This window comes from Serratia proteamaculans (genome assembly GCF_949794035.1).
In the GTDB taxonomy this organism is placed as follows: Bacteria; Pseudomonadota; Gammaproteobacteria; order Enterobacterales; family Enterobacteriaceae; genus Serratia; species Serratia proteamaculans.
In genome coordinates this window covers 3,202,710-3,220,603 of record NZ_OX461105.1, presented here as the reverse complement: position 1 = coordinate 3,220,603, position 17,894 = coordinate 3,202,710, and the positions used below count along the sequence as shown (strand labels likewise).

Annotated in this window: 13 protein-coding genes; 11 read left to right on the top strand and 2 right to left on the bottom strand. The window is 53.7% G+C overall.

The annotated features are described in order from the left end of the window. The first annotated feature begins 514 nt into the window (after positions 1 to 514). Positions 515 to 2,017: a YchO/YchP family invasin gene (locus QOT07_RS15055; RefSeq protein ID WP_283603444.1), complete on the top strand. Its 1,503-nt coding sequence runs from the start codon at positions 515 to 517 to the stop codon at positions 2,015 to 2,017. Here QOT07_RS15055 and narL read toward each other — a convergent pair. Both narL and narX read right to left on the bottom strand, forming a co-directional pair. Next, positions 2,014 to 2,664 carry a two-component system response regulator NarL gene (gene narL / locus QOT07_RS15050; RefSeq protein ID WP_112349676.1) on the bottom strand — a complete coding sequence of 217 codons (651 nt, stop codon included), beginning with the start codon at positions 2,662 to 2,664 and terminating at the stop codon, positions 2,014 to 2,016. The genes QOT07_RS15055 and narL overlap by 4 nt on opposite strands. 11 nt (positions 2,665 to 2,675) lie before the next feature. Beyond that, a complete protein-coding gene (gene narX, locus QOT07_RS15045; RefSeq protein WP_283603443.1) occupies positions 2,676 to 4,460 on the bottom strand; it encodes a nitrate/nitrite two-component system sensor histidine kinase NarX in 1,785 nt (594 codons plus the stop codon). A 362-nt stretch (positions 4,461 to 4,822) separates the two neighbouring features. Between narX and QOT07_RS15040 the strand changes: the two genes are divergently transcribed. The 10 genes from QOT07_RS15040 to QOT07_RS14995 all read left to right on the top strand — a co-directional run bounded on the left by QOT07_RS15040 (position 4,823) and on the right by QOT07_RS14995 (position 17,894). Next, entirely contained in the window at positions 4,823 to 6,214 is a 1,392-nt protein-coding gene (locus QOT07_RS15040) for a NarK family nitrate/nitrite MFS transporter (RefSeq protein ID WP_219016490.1), read from the top strand. Between the two features lie 777 nt (positions 6,215 to 6,991). Further along, positions 6,992 to 7,891: a transcriptional regulator gene (locus tag QOT07_RS15035; RefSeq protein WP_283603442.1), complete on the top strand. Its 900-nt coding sequence runs from the start codon at positions 6,992 to 6,994 to the stop codon at positions 7,889 to 7,891. 182 nt (positions 7,892 to 8,073) lie between these two features. Beyond that, positions 8,074 to 9,030, top strand: coding sequence for an NAD-dependent epimerase/dehydratase family protein (locus tag QOT07_RS15030; protein WP_099064361.1), 957 nt, complete (start codon positions 8,074 to 8,076; stop codon positions 9,028 to 9,030). A gap of 180 nt (positions 9,031 to 9,210) precedes the next feature. After that, positions 9,211 to 10,260, top strand: a complete 1,050-nt coding sequence (gene wecA / locus QOT07_RS15025; RefSeq protein WP_283603441.1) for a UDP-N-acetylglucosamine--undecaprenyl-phosphate N-acetylglucosaminephosphotransferase — start codon at positions 9,211 to 9,213, stop codon at positions 10,258 to 10,260. 46 nt (positions 10,261 to 10,306) lie between these two features. Then, on the top strand, positions 10,307 to 11,440 hold the full coding sequence (locus tag QOT07_RS15020; protein WP_099064359.1) for a polysaccharide export protein: 1,134 nt from the start codon (positions 10,307 to 10,309) through the stop codon (positions 11,438 to 11,440). A gap of 28 nt (positions 11,441 to 11,468) precedes the next feature. Next, positions 11,469 to 13,652 carry a polysaccharide biosynthesis tyrosine autokinase gene (locus QOT07_RS15015; protein WP_283603440.1) on the top strand — a complete coding sequence of 728 codons (2,184 nt, stop codon included), beginning with the start codon at positions 11,469 to 11,471 and terminating at the stop codon, positions 13,650 to 13,652. Positions 13,653 to 13,656: 4 nt separating this feature from the next. Then, positions 13,657 to 14,946: a flippase gene (locus QOT07_RS15010; RefSeq protein WP_283603439.1), complete on the top strand. Its 1,290-nt coding sequence runs from the start codon at positions 13,657 to 13,659 to the stop codon at positions 14,944 to 14,946. Next, positions 14,936 to 15,784, top strand: coding sequence for an ATP-grasp fold amidoligase family protein (locus QOT07_RS15005; RefSeq protein ID WP_099064356.1), 849 nt, complete (start codon positions 14,936 to 14,938; stop codon positions 15,782 to 15,784). The genes QOT07_RS15010 and QOT07_RS15005 overlap by 11 nt, the downstream gene beginning before the upstream one ends. Before the next feature lie 141 nt (positions 15,785 to 15,925). Further along, positions 15,926 to 16,831, top strand: a complete 906-nt coding sequence (locus QOT07_RS15000) for a glycosyltransferase family 2 protein (RefSeq protein ID WP_099064355.1) — start codon at positions 15,926 to 15,928, stop codon at positions 16,829 to 16,831. Position 16,832: 1 nt separating this feature from the next. Next, entirely contained in the window at positions 16,833 to 17,894 is a 1,062-nt protein-coding gene (locus QOT07_RS14995) for a glycosyltransferase family 4 protein (protein ID WP_283603438.1), read from the top strand.

Below are 17,894 nucleotides of genomic sequence, written 5' to 3'. Positions count from 1 at the left end.
CCGAGCTGAAATTAGCGTTCAAAATAGCGGCAAAACGGGTTTCATGGGGAACCCATGACTCACCGATTATCGATATTGCGCAGGGGGCCGCAAAGCGTTGTTTCATGCCAGATGAAATACACTGAAATTGCGAATTGCTACGAGTAATCAATTAATTAGTTTTCTTATAAATGCTAATGTGCGGTTTTTTTTGGCAAAATTTTCGATGAAATTAAGTGAATTTTTGCTATTCAGGGGCGGGGATTTCAGCGTGCTCTTGGTCGCCACATCATCGACTGAAATAATTGGGGCTTATGTGACGTTGTCACCTGCTCAAATGAGGTTTATCTGATTGTTTCTGATGAGGAACCCACTAGACTTTAGGGTTCATGATGCAGTTTGGCCGTCGGGCGCCCGTTAGGGTGAAATACCGGGTAGCAGACTGTGCAAAGTTTGGGTTGTCTGCCGTCTGGAGTGATGGCAGCAAAAAAGGTTTATTTGCCAACCCTCTGGATGAAGGGGCGGCGACGGTGTAATGACAGACGTTATCGATAAAGCGCGTTACCGATTGAAAAAGGTCGTTGATTTGTTCTTCTCACCCGCCGCCTGTTTACCGGCGATGGGGTTGGCGTGGCTGGTTGGCGCGTTGCCCGCCTATGCCGAATCTCCACCCGCACCCGAATCTGTGGCTCATCAACCGGGCGACACGCTGCCCGAACTGGGCGGCAGCGCGTCGAACGATGCCGAGCGTGAGAAAGAGTGGGCCACCATGGCTAAACAGTTAGGTGAACGCAACCTGAATAACGTCTCGGGTCAGCAGGTGCGCACCCGGGCCGAGAGCTATGCGGTGGGGCAAGCCGGCAACGTGTTGCAACAGCAGGCGCAGGAGCTGCTTTCGCCACTGGGTAACGCCAAACTGTCGCTGGTGATGTCCGACCAAGGGGATTTTAGCGGCAGCAGCGGCCAGTTATTCAGCCCGCTGCATGACGTTAACGGTTTGCTGACCTACAGCCAACTCGGGCTATTGCAACAAACGGACGGCTCGTTGGGCAACGTTGGCCTCGGCCAACGCTGGGTCGCCGGTGATTGGCTGCTGGGATATAACACCGTGCTCGACAGCGACTTTGAACGCCATCACCAGCGCGCCAGTCTGGGGGCCGAAGCCTGGGGGGATTTCCTGCGTTTTTCCGCCAACTACTACTATCCGTTATCGGCTTTGGCACAACAGGCCGATAACGCTCAATTCCTCAGCCGTCCGGCGAGCGGCTATGACATCACCACTCAGGGCTACCTGCCGTTTTACCGTCAGATTGGCGGCTCGCTCAGCTATGAACAGTACTGGGGAGAAAACGTCGATCTGTTTGGCTCCGGCAAAAAGCAAAATGATCCGCGTGCCATGCAACTGGGGGTGAATTATACCCCGGTCCCGCTAGTGACGGTGAAAGCGCTGCACAAGATGGGGGAAGGCGGAGTCAGTCAGGATCAGGTCGAGCTGGCGTTAAGTTATCGACTTGGCGTGCCGCTGGTGAAGCAGATATCGCCGGAGTATGTCGCTCAGGCCAAGTCGCTGCGCGGCAGCCGCTATGACAACATCGAACGGAAAAATGTGCCGGTGATGGCGTTCAAACAGCGTAAAACGCTGCAAGTGTTCCTGGCCACGCAACCCTGGCGCCTGCAACCCGGGGAAACCTTGCCGTTGGTGCTGGAGATTAAAACCACCAACAAAATCACCCGTGTCAGTTGGCAGGGCGATACCCAGGCGCTGAGCCTGACGCCGTCGCAAAACAGCAACGATCCACACGGCTGGAGCCTGATTGTGCCGCAGTGGGATAACTCGCCGGACGCTGCCAACAGCTACCGTCTGTCGGTGACGCTGGAGGATGACAAGCAGCAACTGGTGACCTCTAACTGGATCCAGCTGCAGGTGACGCCGCCGCTGACCGCGTCTTCCAGCATTGATCCTGGGTTGCCACCGGCAAAAACACTGCAAACACCGCCCATCCCGGCTGAAACCGGGCCGTTGAACGGGGCGGATTAACCGTTCTTCCCTTGCAGCACCCAGACGGCGGCCTCAACGCGGGATTTCAGCTTCATTTTTTTCAACAGGTGTTTGACGTGCACCTTGACGGTGCTTTCGGTGATGGTCAGCTTGCGGGCGATCATCTTGTTGGGCAGGCCTTGAGCGATCAGCTTGAGAATATCGCGCTCACGCGGTGTGAGCTGTTGGATATCGCGTTCGGCGCTGGGGCGGTTCTCACGCAGGCTGGCGGCCAGGATCGGCGTCAGGGCCTCGCTTAACACCATCTGCCCGGCCGCTGCCTGATGCAGTGCCTTCAGCAGCTCCTCGGGCTCCATATCTTTCAGCAGATAACCATCGGCACCGCGTTTTAGCGCGCTGACGACATCATCTTCATGGTTCGACACGCTAAACACCACGATACGTCCGGAAAGGGCGGTCTGGCGCAGGCGATCCAGTGTCTCCAGCCCGTTGATGCCAGGCATGTTCAGATCGAGCAGGATCAGATCCGGATCGTGTTCTTCGGCCAACGCGACCCCCTGTTCGCCGTTACCGGCTTCAGCAATCACCTGCAGGCGTGGGTCCATGCCGATAAGCTGCTTTACGCCATTGCGCAGCATCGGGTGGTCGTCAATCAGTAAAATAGTGGCGGCAGTTTCGGTGGTCATGGTTTCTCCCATTAGTCGATGGCGTGGTTGTCCGGTTTAAATACCACCCGGACTTCAGTGCCGCCGCCGCTGCGGGGCAAAATTTCGCAGCGGCCGTGCAGGCTTTTGGCGCGATCGCGCATAATGATCAGGCCGTAGTGATCGGGACGATCGGTCTCTTCCGGCAACCCGCAGCCGTTATCGCAGACGCTCAGGGTGACCTCGCCACGTTGATTGACCACCTGAATGCTCACCTGACTGGCCTGAGCATGTTTGTTGATGTTGCTTAACGCCTCACGGGCGATCTGCAACAGGTGGATGGCCTGATAAGCGGGGACCGTACGCGGCGTTAACTGGTAGTCTAGGTTGATGGTGATCCCGAGCCGTTGGCTAAACTCCTGCACCGTCGATTGTAGCGCCGCCAGTAGCCCCGGCTCCGTCAACCGCAGGCGGAAGGTGGTCAACAGCTCCCGCAGTTGACGGTAGGCAATGTTCAGCTCTTCACGCATCTGTTGCACCAGCGCCAGGTTGGCGGGCGACAGCTCGGCACCCTGCATTTGCAGGCAACTGGTTTGCATTTTCAGGCACGACAGTGACTGAGCGATGGAGTCATGCAGCTCGCGCGCTATTGCTGCCCGTTCCTCCATCAACATCAACTGTTGTTGATGATCGACCTGGCGTTCAATCGCCAGCACGCTGGTCAACTGTTCGACCAGGGTACTCATCAGTTGTTGATGATCGTCATTCAGCGGCTGCTGTGGCGCATGTTGCGCGACGATCACCCCGTAATCACCCAGCTTGTCGCTCAGACTCCAGCTCAAAGAAGGGTGATCGGCCTGTTGTTGGCCCTCGTCGTTCAGGCAGGCGCTGCACACCGGATTATTGCAATACTCCGGCCGCAGCGGCTGGTTGCCGCTCAGTTGCACAAACTGCTCCTGACTGTTGTTTTCGTACAGGCGCACCTGGATGGCACGCAGCGGCGTCAGGGTTTGCAACTGATTGAGTATTGGCGTCAGGCGGCTGCACAAAGGTTCATTGGCATGCAACTGACGACTGGCGCGATATAAAAAGCTCAGCACCTGATTCTTTTGCTGCAGGTCGGCGGTTTTTTCCGCCACCCGTTGCTCCAGCCCGCTGTACATGGCGGCAAGTTCGTCGGACATGGTGTTTAATGCGCCGCCGAGCGAGGCCATTTCATCCTGATGCCCACGCTGGGCAAAACGGCGACTGAAATCGCCGCGGCCCGCCGACAGTGCCATCGCCACCAATTGCCGCCAGGGATGCAGCAGGCGCCGGCGCAGATAACAAATGGTGCCCACCAACAGCAGCAGCGTCAGTGCGATAAACACCCCCTGCACCAGTGTTACCGTCAGCAGTCGGCGTTCGGTATGGTGGTCGATATCGGAGACCAGGGTATCCAACTGGGAAACGAAATGTGCCACCTGCGGCGCGGCGTCAGCCGGTTGCTGGGCTTCGCGCAACCTTGGCAACAAAGTCGATTGCCAGTAGCGGCACAGTGCCTGAAATTGTTCGGTCAGTTGCTCTTGCGTCACCGAGTGTTGCAGATCAGGGCTGTTGGCATCCTGATCCAACTCGCGGACCAATTCTTCGCTGTGGACATCCAACGGCACCTGCGCCAGCAGGCGGTAACTTTGCATCCGCAGCGACCCGGCTTTGTTGATGGCATGCGCGTTACCTTGAATACTTTGTGACATCCAGGCGGAAATACTCATGCCGGCCACGCCAAGAATGCCCAACAGCAACATCAATACGGCCACCTGATTAACGATGGAAAGCGGAGCCAACAGGCGTTTCATAAATTTGGGATCCCCGGCGCAGAGCAAGACAACGGCGGGTAACCAGAGGACAAAAGCAGGTGGCACCAGCCGGTGTGGCAACAATTCAGCGCCATTTTTTATCATACCGGGGCATAACCCCATACCTCTAACGAAGTACCCCCTAGTTTCCACGCCGCGATGTTGGCGAGTTGCTGAGGCATGGCGTATTTTTCAATCGATTGATTTATTTTGCTTTTATAAGAAGCCTCGGGTTACTCACAAAGGGATGGCGAGCCTTTTTAGGCCGTTGGCTACCTGCATCCGGGTTGATTTACATCAACTTTGCCATGGGGTGCGCCGCCTAGGGTGGGCGGAGTTATCATCCTGTGTCTGAGGTTTTTATGTCGCAATCTGCAACGTCATTATCAAAACAAACAGGCGCGGTTATTCAGGACTGGCAACCTGAGGATGCCGCATTCTGGCAACAGCGTGGCCAACGCATTGCCAACCGCAACCTGTGGATTTCCATTCCTTGTCTGTTATTGGCTTTCTGCGTCTGGATGTTATTTAGCGCGGTCGCGGTCAATTTGAATAAGGTTGGCTTCAATTTCACCACCGATCAGCTGTTCCTGCTCACTGCATTACCTTCCGTTTCTGGCGCTATCCTGCGCGTGCCTTATTCCTTTGTGATCCCGCTGTTCGGTGGCCGTCGCTGGACTGCCATCAGTACCTGCTTTCTGTTGGTACCCTGTCTGTGGTTGGGGTTTGCGGTACAAGACGCCACTACCCCTTATAGCGTGTTTGTGATTATCTCCCTGCTGTGTGGCTTCGCCGGTGCCAACTTTGCTTCCAGTATGGCCAATATCAGCTTCTTCTTTCCGAAGGCCAGGCAGGGCGGCGCGCTGGGTTTGAATGGCGGTTTGGGCAACCTGGGGGTTAGCGTGATGCAGTTGGTGGCTCCGCTGGCCATCTCTGTCGCTATCTTTGGTGCCTTTGGTGGCACCGCTCAGACACAGGCGGATGGCAGCTCACTGTGGCTGGAGAATGCCGCATGGATCTGGGTGCCGTTCCTGTTGATCGGTACGTTTGCGGCCTGGTTTGGCATGAACGATCTGGCGGCCTCCAAAGCGTCGCTGCGTCAGCAACTGCCGGTACTCAAACGCGGTCACCTGTGGGTGCTAAGCCTGCTGTATCTCGCCACCTTTGGTTCCTTTATCGGTTTTTCCGCCGGTTTCGCCATGTTGTCTAAAACCCAGTTCCCGGACGTGGTGATCCTGCATTATGCCTTCTTCGGCCCGTTCCTTGGCGCTCTGGCACGGCCGGTCGGCGGCGCACTGTCCGATCGCTTCGGCGGCATTCGCGTCACGCTGATTAACTTTGTGCTGATGGCGGTGTTCGCTGCCTTGCTGTTCCTGACTTTACCGGGGGCGGGGCATACAGGGTCGTTTGTTGCGTTTTATAGCGTCTTTATGCTGCTGTTCCTCACTGCCGGGTTAGGCAGCGGTTCTACCTTCCAGATGATTGCCGTGATCTTTCGTAAAATCACCGTTGACCGGGTTAAGGCCAGCGGGGGCAGTGACGAAAGCGCTCAGCGCGAAGCGGTGACCGACTCTGCGGCAGCCCTGGGCTTTATCTCGGCAATTGGTGCTGCCGGCGGCTTCTTTATTCCGAAAGCCTTTGGCACCTCTCTGGCCTTGACCGGCTCACCGGCGGGAGCGATGAAAATCTTCCTGGTGTTCTACGTGCTGTGTGTGGTGGTCACCTGGGTAGTTTATGGCCGCAAGAAACAGTAAAACCTTCGAGTAGCACCGGTTCCTCCCCAACAGGGGAGGGACTCATTTCTCTTTGTCCCCGATGAAATTTTAATCCCTCAGTGAAATTCCCACCTCTTTAGGTAATATTCTTATTATCGCGTACTGTTTTTCCCTTTGTTTATAGGTATCTCTCTCAAACCGTGAGTTTTCACTGTTGATGACTAAATTTTTTTCTGTGCGTTATTTTTTCATTATCCAGTCGAATTCCTTACGAAAATAAAGCACTGTGTATGGCGCATAGTGCGGTAATGAATTTTTGGTTTTTTTTGTTATTAGGGATTCATCTCATCAGGACGACAATAGGCCTTTGTATTTGGTGCTATATTTCAACCTGATGTTCTGCGAAGGATTAAATCAGATAACTCTCATTCTGTTTTTGCAGGCTTTTTGTAGGCTATCTGGCAATCGGATTAGACGGAAAAACAGAGGGTGTCCTTGGCAGTGAGTATGAAATTTCACAATTTCACTTAAATAACAATATTATAACATATTTGTATTTTGTGTTTTAAAACAGCGAGTTGGCTGTATTTTATTGCCGGTAAACATGATAAGAAACCATGATGCCAACAGGGAAATAGAGACATTCAAAGAATCAGAACCTCCATTTGAGAGGTAATGTAAAAAATGAAATCAGCGAATTTTTATAAAAGTTAATATCTATTGAATGCAACCTGTTGAGTTTACATTTAATTTCTTGAACATTTTTTCATATTTCTATACAAAGTGTGCAGGACAGGCACGCTAAGGAAATTAAAAGTGAATCTTGATAAAAGAATAAAGATTAGGAATCTAGATGTTCTGACACCGTCCAGGGAAAAGTTTCGTCTACGTTGGAAGGAGTATCAGATACTTTCACTTCTTGTCGCCAGATCACCTGAACCGGTTAGTCGTACGGAAATTATAGAAAACATATGGAAAGGAACTTATTGTTCAGATTCAACGATAAATCAAACAATTAAATCAATTCGCCAAAAAATCGGTGATACAGAGCATACACTTATCAGAACTATTCCTCGCCTGGGTTATAAGGTTGAGAATAAGGCTGTTTTTCACTTTATTTCTGAAGAAGATGAATACGTCGCTGACGAAATATGGAATGCTGAAGAGGATGCTAATAAAGATATTCAAGCGGAACTTTCTGAAAATGACAATAAAGATGATGAAATTCTTACTGAAGAAATAGAGCAACCCGAGAGGGATATGGCTCCAGTTACTCCGTCTGTCACGTCAGGAACGCTTAAAAATACGTCAATAAGAAAAAAAATTCCGATGCCGGCAGGTTTTTTCTCAGTTCCTGCCGTCAGAGTTGTAAAATATCTGTCGGTATTCGTGTCTTTGCTGATAATTTCACATTTCTCATATGTGCTGGGGAATCAAACGCGCCCACCCATTATCAATGATATTCAAAACAATACCCGCGTGGTACTTACCCTGACGCTGAACAACTCCCGGAGCAACGGGCCACAAACCTTGCTTTGTCTGTATCAGGGTGAAAGCCTGGACCAAGCGACCATAGAGTGTGTCGATCCCAAACAGGGAAAGTTGAAACAGCCAGTGAAATACGAAACTTCAGATGCGCAGGGAACGGGTAAGATTAATCTTATACTGCCGAATAAAACCATGGAATATCAGGTTGCTTACGATGTTAAAAATTAGCACAAGATAATATTTCACCTTTATCGATAATTTTACATTCGGCCAATATTTTTATTTCATTATTTGTTATTTGAAAGCTCGGTCTGTTTTGTCCAGTCTGGTTTCCATGTTCTAACGCCAATTAGCGTCCTGCCTCAATGGTGCGGTAGGGAATAATGGGTAACCGGGTTGAGTGACAAATTATGGATAAGCGTAAAGTAGCTATCATCGGGGGTTCCGGCTTTATCGGGACGCGTTTGGTTAAACGTCTGAGTGCGCGTAACGACCTGGTGTTGACCATCGTGGATAAAAAGCCAAGTGAGCATTTTCCTGAGCTTTATCAATTTGGCGATGTAACCCAGCCCGAGACCCTGCGGCAGTCACTGGCGGATTGTGACGCCGTGATTAATCTTGCGGCCGAGCATCAGGATAATGTCGATCCTGTCTCACTGTATTATCAGGTTAATGTTGAAGGCGCGCGCAATGTTTGCATGACGGCCTCGGCATTGAATATCAAGCAAATCATCTTTACCTCATCGGTGGCGGTCTACGGTTTCGTGACCCAGGAAACCGGTGAAGAAGGGCTTTTCGAACCCTTTAACCATTACGGCAAATCCAAGCTGGAGGCCGAGTATGTCTACGAAGCCTGGCGCAAAGCCGAGGGCAGCAACAAATTAACCATCATCCGCCCGACGGTAGTGTTTGGTGAAAATAATCGTGGCAACGTCTATAACCTGTTCCGGCAAATCGCCAGCGGTCGTTTTGTGATGATTGGCAGCGGCAATAATATGAAGTCCATGGCTTACGTGGAAAATATTGCCGCCAGACTGGAGCACGCGCTGGATCAGCAGGCAACTTATCAGGTCAGTAATTATGTTGATAAACCTGACTTCACCATGAATCAACTGGTCGATGTTATTTCTTCTTCATTAGGAAAAAGTAATAAGACTATTCGCATTCCCTATTTATTTGGTCTCTGTGGCGCAACGGCATTGGATTTGGTGAGTAAAATAAGTCGCCGTAAATTCCCTATTAGCCGCATACGGGTGCAAAAATTCTGCGCCAGAACACAATTTAAAAGCAATGTACAAAGTGATTTCGTGGCGCCGGTTGAACTTGATTCGGCAATCGAAAGAACAATTAAACACGAGTTTTCCTAGAGATAACTTTCTCTAAGATCAGGTTTGTTTATTTTTCACCGCTGACAAGCGGATAAATCTGTATTTAACAGGATTAACTCATGCTGACTTATATCCTGGCACTGTCAATTTTATTTCTGTTAATAGCGCATTGGGAGCTGTAACTCAAGGGCGGTAGCGTGCTTATTCGCTGGAGGGATCATGTTATATCAACTGAGTGTGATATTTATTTTGGCGCTGATGCTGGTGGTTATTGCCCGGCGTGCTGCGTTAGCGGTGGGATTAGTGGATAAACCCAATGCGCGTAAGCGTCATCAGGGACACGTTCCGCTGGTCGGCGGCATTGCCATTTACCTGATCATGACGCTGGTGACCTTCTGGCAACCGGACTGGCTGCCGCACAGCACTACCTATTTGTTGTGCGTCACTGCGTTGGTGATGCTGGGAGTGCTGGATGACCGTTTTGATCTGCCGGTGGCGCCGCGCGTCATTGTGCAGGGAGGGATTGCGCTGGCGATGATGCTGGCAGCAGGGATGCAACTTACTTCCTTCGGGCATCTGTGGGGTCACCAGGAGTTACTGCTGGGTTATGCCGCCTTGCTGATTACGCCGCTGGCGGTATGGGGGGCGATCAACGCCTATAACATGGTTGACGGCATCGACGGCCAGCTCGGCGCGCTGTCCTGTGTCACCTTTCTGGCATTGGCCATCCTGTTCGGTCTGGCCGGGCATGACGCGCAGGCGTTGTGGTGTCTGAGCCTGATAGCGGCTCTGGCGGCGTATCTGTTGTTTAACCTCAGCGTGTTCGGTGCGCGTAACAAGATTTTCATGGGTGATGCAGGCAGCATGGTTATTGGCTTCAGCGTGCTGTGGTTGTTGATTGTCGCTACTCAGGGAGAGGACGCAATAATACGACCGGTGACCGCACTGTGGTTAATCGCCATCCCGCTGATGGATATGGTGACAGTGATGGTACGGCGTTTGTTGCGTCGCCAGAGCCCGTTCAAGGCCGGGCGCGATCACCTGCATCACATTCTGATGCGTCGTGGCCTCAATGCACGCCAGGCGCTGGCCATGAGCTGCATGTTGGCGGTCACTTTGGCCTGTGTGGGCATCTGTAGCGAAGTGTTGCAGCTGCCGGACCACCTGATGCTGTTGGCTTTCGTATTTTGCTTCTTCGGTTATTTTGCCCTGCTGCACGAACCTCGTCAGGCAAGGATCTTTACCGATAACCCTACCGCCGATCGTTAATCCTCCAACGGGCCGCAACGGCGGCCCGTTTTCTCACGGTACCGTTATGAACCTTCATTTGCCTCATTTGATGCCACTGGTGCTGTCCAGCGTTTTGCTTAGTGGTTGCACTGCCTTTCCGGGTTCACACCTGCCGACCCATGGCAAAGAGACAGTGACTCAACCGGACGAAGACTTTGATTTGAATAAACAGGTCCAGGTGTACCGCGTTACGCCGATGCTGCTGCAAAAAATGCGTCGGGTTGAGCCGGTAGCGCGACCAAACCTGGCACTGGACCAGCGTCTGCAAAGCTATCAGTACCGTATCGGTGTTGGCGATGTGCTTAACGTCACCGTCTGGGATCATCCCGAACTGACCACGCCGGCCGGACAATACCGCAGCGCCAGCGACACCGGCAACTGGGTACATGCCGACGGCTCAATCTTCTATCCGTATATCGGTCGGGTGAAGGTGGTGGGAAAAACCGTCAGCGAAGTGCGTAACCAGATTGCCGGTCGACTGGCCACCTATGTGGAAAGCCCGCAGGTGGATGTCAGCATCGCCGCCTTCCGCTCGCAAAAAGTCTATGTGACCGGTGAAGTGAAAACTTCAGGGCAGCAGGCCGTGACCAACGTGCCGCTGACCATTCTTGATGCGGTCAATGCCGCCGGCGGTCTGACGGACAACGCCGACTGGCGCAACGTGGTGTTGACGCATCAGGGCAAAGAGCAGCCGATTTCCCTGCAGGCACTGATGCAACGTGGCGATATCAGCCAAAACCACCTGCTGGAGCCGGGCGACATCCTGTATGTGCCGCGCAACGACGAACTGAAAGTGTTCGTTATGGGTGAGGTCGGCAAGCAGTCGACGCTGAAAATGGATCGCAGCGGGATGACATTGACCGAGGCGTTGGGCAGCTCCGAAGGGATCAGCCAAACGGTCGCCGACGCGACCGGCGTGTTCGTGATCCGCCCGAACGGCGGCAAACAGCCACAGCGGCTGGCGTCGCTCTATCAGTTCGACCTGTCTGATGCCTCCGCGTTGGCGATGGGCACCGAATTCCAGTTGGAACCTTACGATGTGGTGTACGTCACTGCGGCGCCGATCGCGCGCTGGAACCGTTTGATCAGCCAGTTGGCACCGACCATTTCCAGCTTTAACGACCTCAGCGAGGCCACGTTGCGGGTACGTAACTGGTAAACCCGTAACGGTGACTAAAGGAAAACCGATGATGAAGAACAATGCATTGCCGATTGTGATGGCTGAGCAGGACGACAAACTGGAGTGGGAGCGACTGATTGGCCCGCTGTGGGACAACCGCTGGCGCATTCTGCTGGTGACCGGCGTGGCCGGCATTCTCGGCTGCGCTTATGCGTTGATGGCAACGCCAATCTATCAGGCTACCGCACTGGTGCAGGTGGAAAAACAGCTTTCGGGTGACTCGTTGCTGCGTGAAACGCTGGACAGTTCGATTGGCGGATCCATCGGGCAAAACTCGGCGACCCAGGACGAGGTTTCGCTGGCAAAATCGCGCTACGTGATTGGCAAAACCGTCGACGATCTTGGCCTGACGGTGCGTATCAGCCCGGATTACTTCCCGCTGTTTGGCAAGGGCATTGCTCGCCTGAGCGGCGAAACGCCCCCGGTACTGAACATCTCCGGCATGAAGGTCCCGGCCGTCATGCAGGGCCAGGAATTGACCCTGACGGCGGAAGATCAACAGCGCTATAGCCTGAGCCATGATGGTAAAACCCTGTTCAGTGGCAGCGTTGGGCAGGTCGTGCAGCAGGGCGGCTGGGCAATCAATGTGACCGCGCTCGAAGCCTTGCCGGGGACCACCTTCAGCGTGGTTAACGTGCCACGTCAGAAAGCGGTGGACGATCTGCGCAACATGCTGGATGTCGCCCCCGGTGGCAAGGAAAGCGGCATCATGACCTTCAGCCTGGCGGGGGAGGATCCGCAGCGTGCGGAGGCGGTGCTTAAGAGCATCACCGATAACTACCTGCAGCAAAACGTGGATCGCAAAACCGAGGAAGCACAGCGCATGCTGGCTTTCCTGCACGAACAGTTGCCGCGTACCCAGAGTTCGCTTAATAACGCCGAGAATCAGCTTAACCAGTTCCGTCAGCAGAACGATTCGGTGGATTTGTCACTGGAAGCCAAATCGGTGCTGGACACTCAGGTGCAGTTGGAAGGCCAGTTGAATGAGCTGACCTTCAAAGAGGCGGAAATCTCCAAGCTTTATACCCGCGTACATCCGGCCTACCGGGCACTGTTGGAAAAGCGCGCCACGCTGGAAGCGGAAAAGGCGCGGTTGGGCAAGCAGGTACAGAGCTTGCCAAAAACCCAGCAGGAAATTCTGCGTTTGACCCGGGACGTGCAGGTGGATCAGCAGGTCTACATGCAACTGATGAACAAGCAGCAGGAATTAAGCATCAGCAAGGCCGGCACGGTGGGCAACATCCGTATTATCGATGAGGCGGAAACCGGTCTGCGCCCCGTTCAGCCGCAAAAAATGATGATCGTTTTCTTCGCTCTGTTGATGGGCGGTGTGCTGTCAGCCTCGGTGGTGGTGTTGCGTGCCGCGCTTCACCGTGGCATCAGTGACACCGATACGCTGGAAAAGCGCGGCATCAGCGTGTATGCCACGGTGCCGTTATCCCCCTGGCAGCAAAAGCGTAATCGTACTCAGCAGCAATTGTTGACCAAAAGCAGCAGCGGCAAACTGCCGATCCTGGCGCAAGAGGAACCGGAGGACTTGTCGGTTGAGGCGATCCGCAGTCTGCGCACCAGTTTGCACTTCGCCATGATGGAGGCCAAAAACAACATTCTGATGGTCTCCGGCGCCAGTCCCGCCAGCGGTAAAAGCTTTACCAGCACCAACCTGGCGGTGGTGATCGCCCAGGCCGGTCAGCGGGTGTTGTTGATCGACGCCGACATGCGCAAAGGCTTTTTGCACCGCTGGTTGAACAACAGCGCCAAGGGCGGTCTTTCAGACATGCTGTCGGGGTTGATCGCCCCAGACCAGGCGGTGAAGAAAACTGATATCGCCAATCTGGACTTCGTGCCACGCGGTCAGGTACCACCGAATCCGTCTGAACTGCTGATGCACCAGCGCTTTGCCGACTTCCTGCGTTGGGCGGGGCAGAACTATGATCTGGTGCTGATCGACACGCCGCCGGTGCTGGCGGTGACCGACGCCGCCATCGTGGGCCATCATGCCGGGACCGCACTGATGGTGGTGCGCTTTGAGGTCAATACCGTCAGGCAGATTGAGACCAGTATCCGCCGCTTCGAGCAGAACGGGGTGACCATTAAAGGGGTGATCCTCAACGGCATGGTGAAGAAAACCGCCACCGATGCCGGGTACTACGCCTTTGCTTACCCCAGCCATCAGGAAAAGGTCCAGTAGCCGCATGAAAGCGATGCTGATGAACTCCCTGTGGTTGATGTTGGAACGGGTATCGCTGAGCCTGTCAGGCATTTTCGTTTCGGTGTACGTGGCGCGTTACCTGGGACCGGCGCAATACGGGCTGATTAACTACCTGCTGTCGGTGATCGCCATTGCCGTCCCGCTGGTGCAATTGGGGGCCGATGCGGTGTTGTTTAACCGCGTCGCCCGGCGACGGCACAGCGGTATCCGGCTGATGCTGGCCTCAATGCGCCTGCGCCGACAGTTGTTTGCGCTGATCGCCGTACCGCTGATGGCCTGGGCGCTGCTGACGCAGGATCGCACCAGCCAGATCATGATGGCGTTGATGCTGATCAGCGCTTATTTCTCGGTGCAGGACGTTTATAAAATCTATTACGACGCCCTGCTGAAATCGAAGTTGAACACGCTGATCAACAATCTGGCGCTGTTATTGTCGATCGTGGTTCGGCTGGCGCTGGTGCATGCCAGGTTGCCGCTGGAGTGGTTTGCCGTGCCTTATGTGTTGAGCAGCCTGATCCCCTACGCGGTGCGTTGGGTGCTGTTTCGCCGAGAGCGCAGTGGGCTGCGGCCGATCAGCGGGCGACATCAACGACGCTACGGGCGTTACCTGCTAAAGGTAGGGCTGCCGTTGGCGGTCTCCGGACTGTCGATTGTCATCTATACCCGTATCGATCAGATCATGATCGGCAACTATCTGGGCGAGCACAGCGTTGGGCTGTACAGCGCCGCCATCACCCTGAGTCAGGGGTGGATCTTTGTGCCGATCGCGCTGATTACCTCGATGATGCCGGGGGTGGCAAATGCCCGCACCCAGGTCGAGCAGGAAGGGCGCATTCAGTTGTTGTATCTGGTGGTGCTGCTGCTTTCGATGCCGGTCATTTTGCTGCTGTCGTTGTTCCCCGGGCCGATAGTGGCGCTGATGTTTGGTGACAGCTACCGTGAAACCGCCACTATTCTGGCGCTGTGTTCGGTGACTTCTTTGTTTTCGGTGATGGGTACCGTGTCCTATCGGGCGATTGTGCTGTTTGGCGGTTATCGGTTTATCGCGATAAAAATGCCGCTGGCCGCCCTGGCCAACGTTCTGATGAATCTGCTGTTGATACCGCGTTACGGCATCGCGGGCGCTGCGATTTCCACCCTGATCACCGAGTTTATTTCATTCTTTGTACTTAATGGTTTCTTCAGGAGAGGACAAATTACCCGGTTGCAGGTCACCTGTTACCGTTGTTTACCTCAATTAATAGGGAAGGTGCGAGAACTTTATGCTAAATAATCTGGTGAAGGGTTTTTACCGTAATATACCCGACGCATTATATCATCAGTTAAAATACGCCTTGTTTTTTCACAAGGTGCCGCACCTGGCCAAGCCGGTGGGGTATAGCGAAAAACTGATGCGCAGAAAAGTCTATCCTCTGGCAATGTACACTCAGTTATCCGATAAATATCAGGTTAGAGAGTACATCAAGAATTTGTGGGGGGAAGAGTACCTGATTGAACTTTATGCCCAGGGTAATGAATTAACTGAGGAGATGTATGAGGCACTGCCTGATGCATTTGTTATTAAGGCCAATCACGGCAGCGGTTATAACAAACTGGTGTTTGATAAAAGCCAGACCAGCTTCAATGAATTGAGAGTGCTGACCAACAGCTGGCTGCGACAGAATTTTTATCAGGTCTACCGCGAGCGTCATTATAAGGATATTCCACCCTGTGTGATGGTGGAAAAAATGCTGCTGGAAGATGGCAAAACACCCAATGATATCAAGATCCACTGTTTTAACCGCGGTGGTGAAGTGCGGTTTTTCATCCAGATCGATTACCAGCGCTTTATCGATCACCGTCGTGACTTTTTTGATGCCGACTGGAACCGCACCGAGATCCGCCTGGGGGTGCCCAACAGCGAAGTGCCGATGGACAAACCCTGCCGGTTGGAGCAAATGCTGGCGCTGTCGCATCAGGTTGCGGAGCAATTTTCCTATGTTCGTGTCGATTTTTATCAGGTGCAGCAACGTATCTATTTTGGCGAGCTGACATTCACCCCGGGGGCCGGCCTGCAAAGGTTGATGCCAGAAACCATTGAACAGGAGTGGGGAGGTTATTTCCAGGAGTAGTTGAATAACCGGTAGGCTGCGCGAATTTTAACCGCGTCAGGACGGGGGGTAATAACCGGACAAGGAAATTCTGGGATAACAAACTATTCCGTTGGCAATAACGTTGTTATGCCAAATGATAATATATTGTTGAGGTAATAAATGGACTTATCGATTGTCATGCCCGTTTTTAATAACTCAGCCAGTTTGGCCGCCACGCTAGTCCGGATGACCAATGCCTGCTCCGGCTTTGATTATGAAATTATCGTGGTTGATAATGCTTCCGATAAACCAGAGCTGGATAATATGCGCAGCTTATTGGCCGCCAATCGTCGGGCGCGCCTGCATGAAAATAAAATACGTACTAATACTGCGGTTTCCTGTAATACCGGTTTTCGGCTGGCGCGTGCGGAAGTGGTTTTCTTTCTTGAACCGGAAGACTCCTTCAGTACCAACTATATTATCCGCCGTCTGAAACGCCATCAGGATACCCGGCTGGACATTATTTTTGGTAATTACGCCACGGTGAGTGACAAAAACATTCGCAGTTACCGATTCGATTATAAGGAAGGGGCGGCAGGGGCCGACTTTTTATTCCTCGATATGGGCGATATTCGCACCTCCACCATCAGCCTGCGTAAAAAAGAGGACCGACGGTTTTTATTCCCGGAATTCCTCTACAAGTACCAGGACTGGGGGTTTTTAGTCAATGCCACCAATCTGGGGGCCAGGGTGGCCTTTGACGAAGGGCACGGGGTATTCATTCGCTGCGGTGATGCTGACACGGATCGCTGCCGGATGAACATCGACGCCAGCGAACAGTTTATTGATGCCTACCTGCACACCAGCGGCCGCTATATCAGCGGATTTGCCTGCAAACACCTGCTGGCCTCGCTGTACAGCGAGAACCTGCAGGCCTTCAACTATTACTCGTCGCGCACCGAACACCATGCCCTGAGCAGCAAGTTCAGGGCGATCAAACTGTACGGCGACTGCCTGGCCAGACTGGGGCTGTTTCCATTGGGGGGGCGTCTGTTGCGCACCGCCCGTGAGGGATTTCGGAGATGACATGCAGCAACGAAAAGTAGCGATTGTGATTGAGAACATCGCCGAAAAGGGCGGTACCGAGCGGGTCGCCAGCAGCCTGGCCAATGCGCTGTCCACGCGTCTGGGCCATCAGGTGGATCTGGTGTCGATCAGCGGTGACCGGGCGTTTTACCCGCTGGATCCCGCGGTGACCCTGCGCTTTATGCCCGGCAGAACGCTGCTGTGGCCCTGGCGCCTGGCGTGGTTTCTGCGGCGTGGTCGCTATGACGTGATCGTCACCGTTTCGATGGGAAAACTCTCGTCGCTGATGGTGCCGTACCTGCGTTTACTCTGTCCGCGCAGCCGCCTGTTGCTGAGTGAACACGTCAGCTTCCATCAATACGCCTGGCCGATGAAATGGCTGAAGGTGCTGGTTTATCGGTTGGGGGACCGTACGGTGCTGCTGACCAGGAAAGATCTGGCCACCATCAGCCGCTGGGTACCGGAACGTAAATGTCGGGTGATCGAGAACGTTTCCCCGTTCCCGGTGCAAGCACCGCAGCCGACGTTGCAACAGCCGGTGGCGCTGGCGGTCGGTCGGCTGTGTCATCAGAAAGGTTTTGATCGTCTGATTGCCGCCTGGCAACGGGTGGCGCAGCAAACGACGGGCTGGCAACTGCATATCGTCGGTGACGGCCCGGACCGCGCGACGTTACAGCAGCAGATTGACGCCGCCGGGCTGGGTGAACAGGTGAAGTTGCTGCCGGCAACGGCAGACATTGCCAGCCACTACCGTCAGGCAGCGATGCTGTTGATGACTTCGCGTTACGAAGGGCTGCCGATGGTATTGATTGAAGCCATGAGCTTCGGCCTGCCGCTGGTGGCGTTCGACTGTCAGACCGGGCCCGCTGAATTGATCGATGACGCGGGTAATGGCTATCTGGTGGCGGAGGGCGATATCGAGGCCTTCAGCCGACGCACGCTGGCGCTGATCGAGGACGGCGAGTTGCGTCAGCGCTTCTCTCTGCACTCGCTGGAACGGGCACAGCAGTTCATCCCTGAGCGTATTTATCCCCAATGGCAACAGCTTATCGCTGGAGGTTAA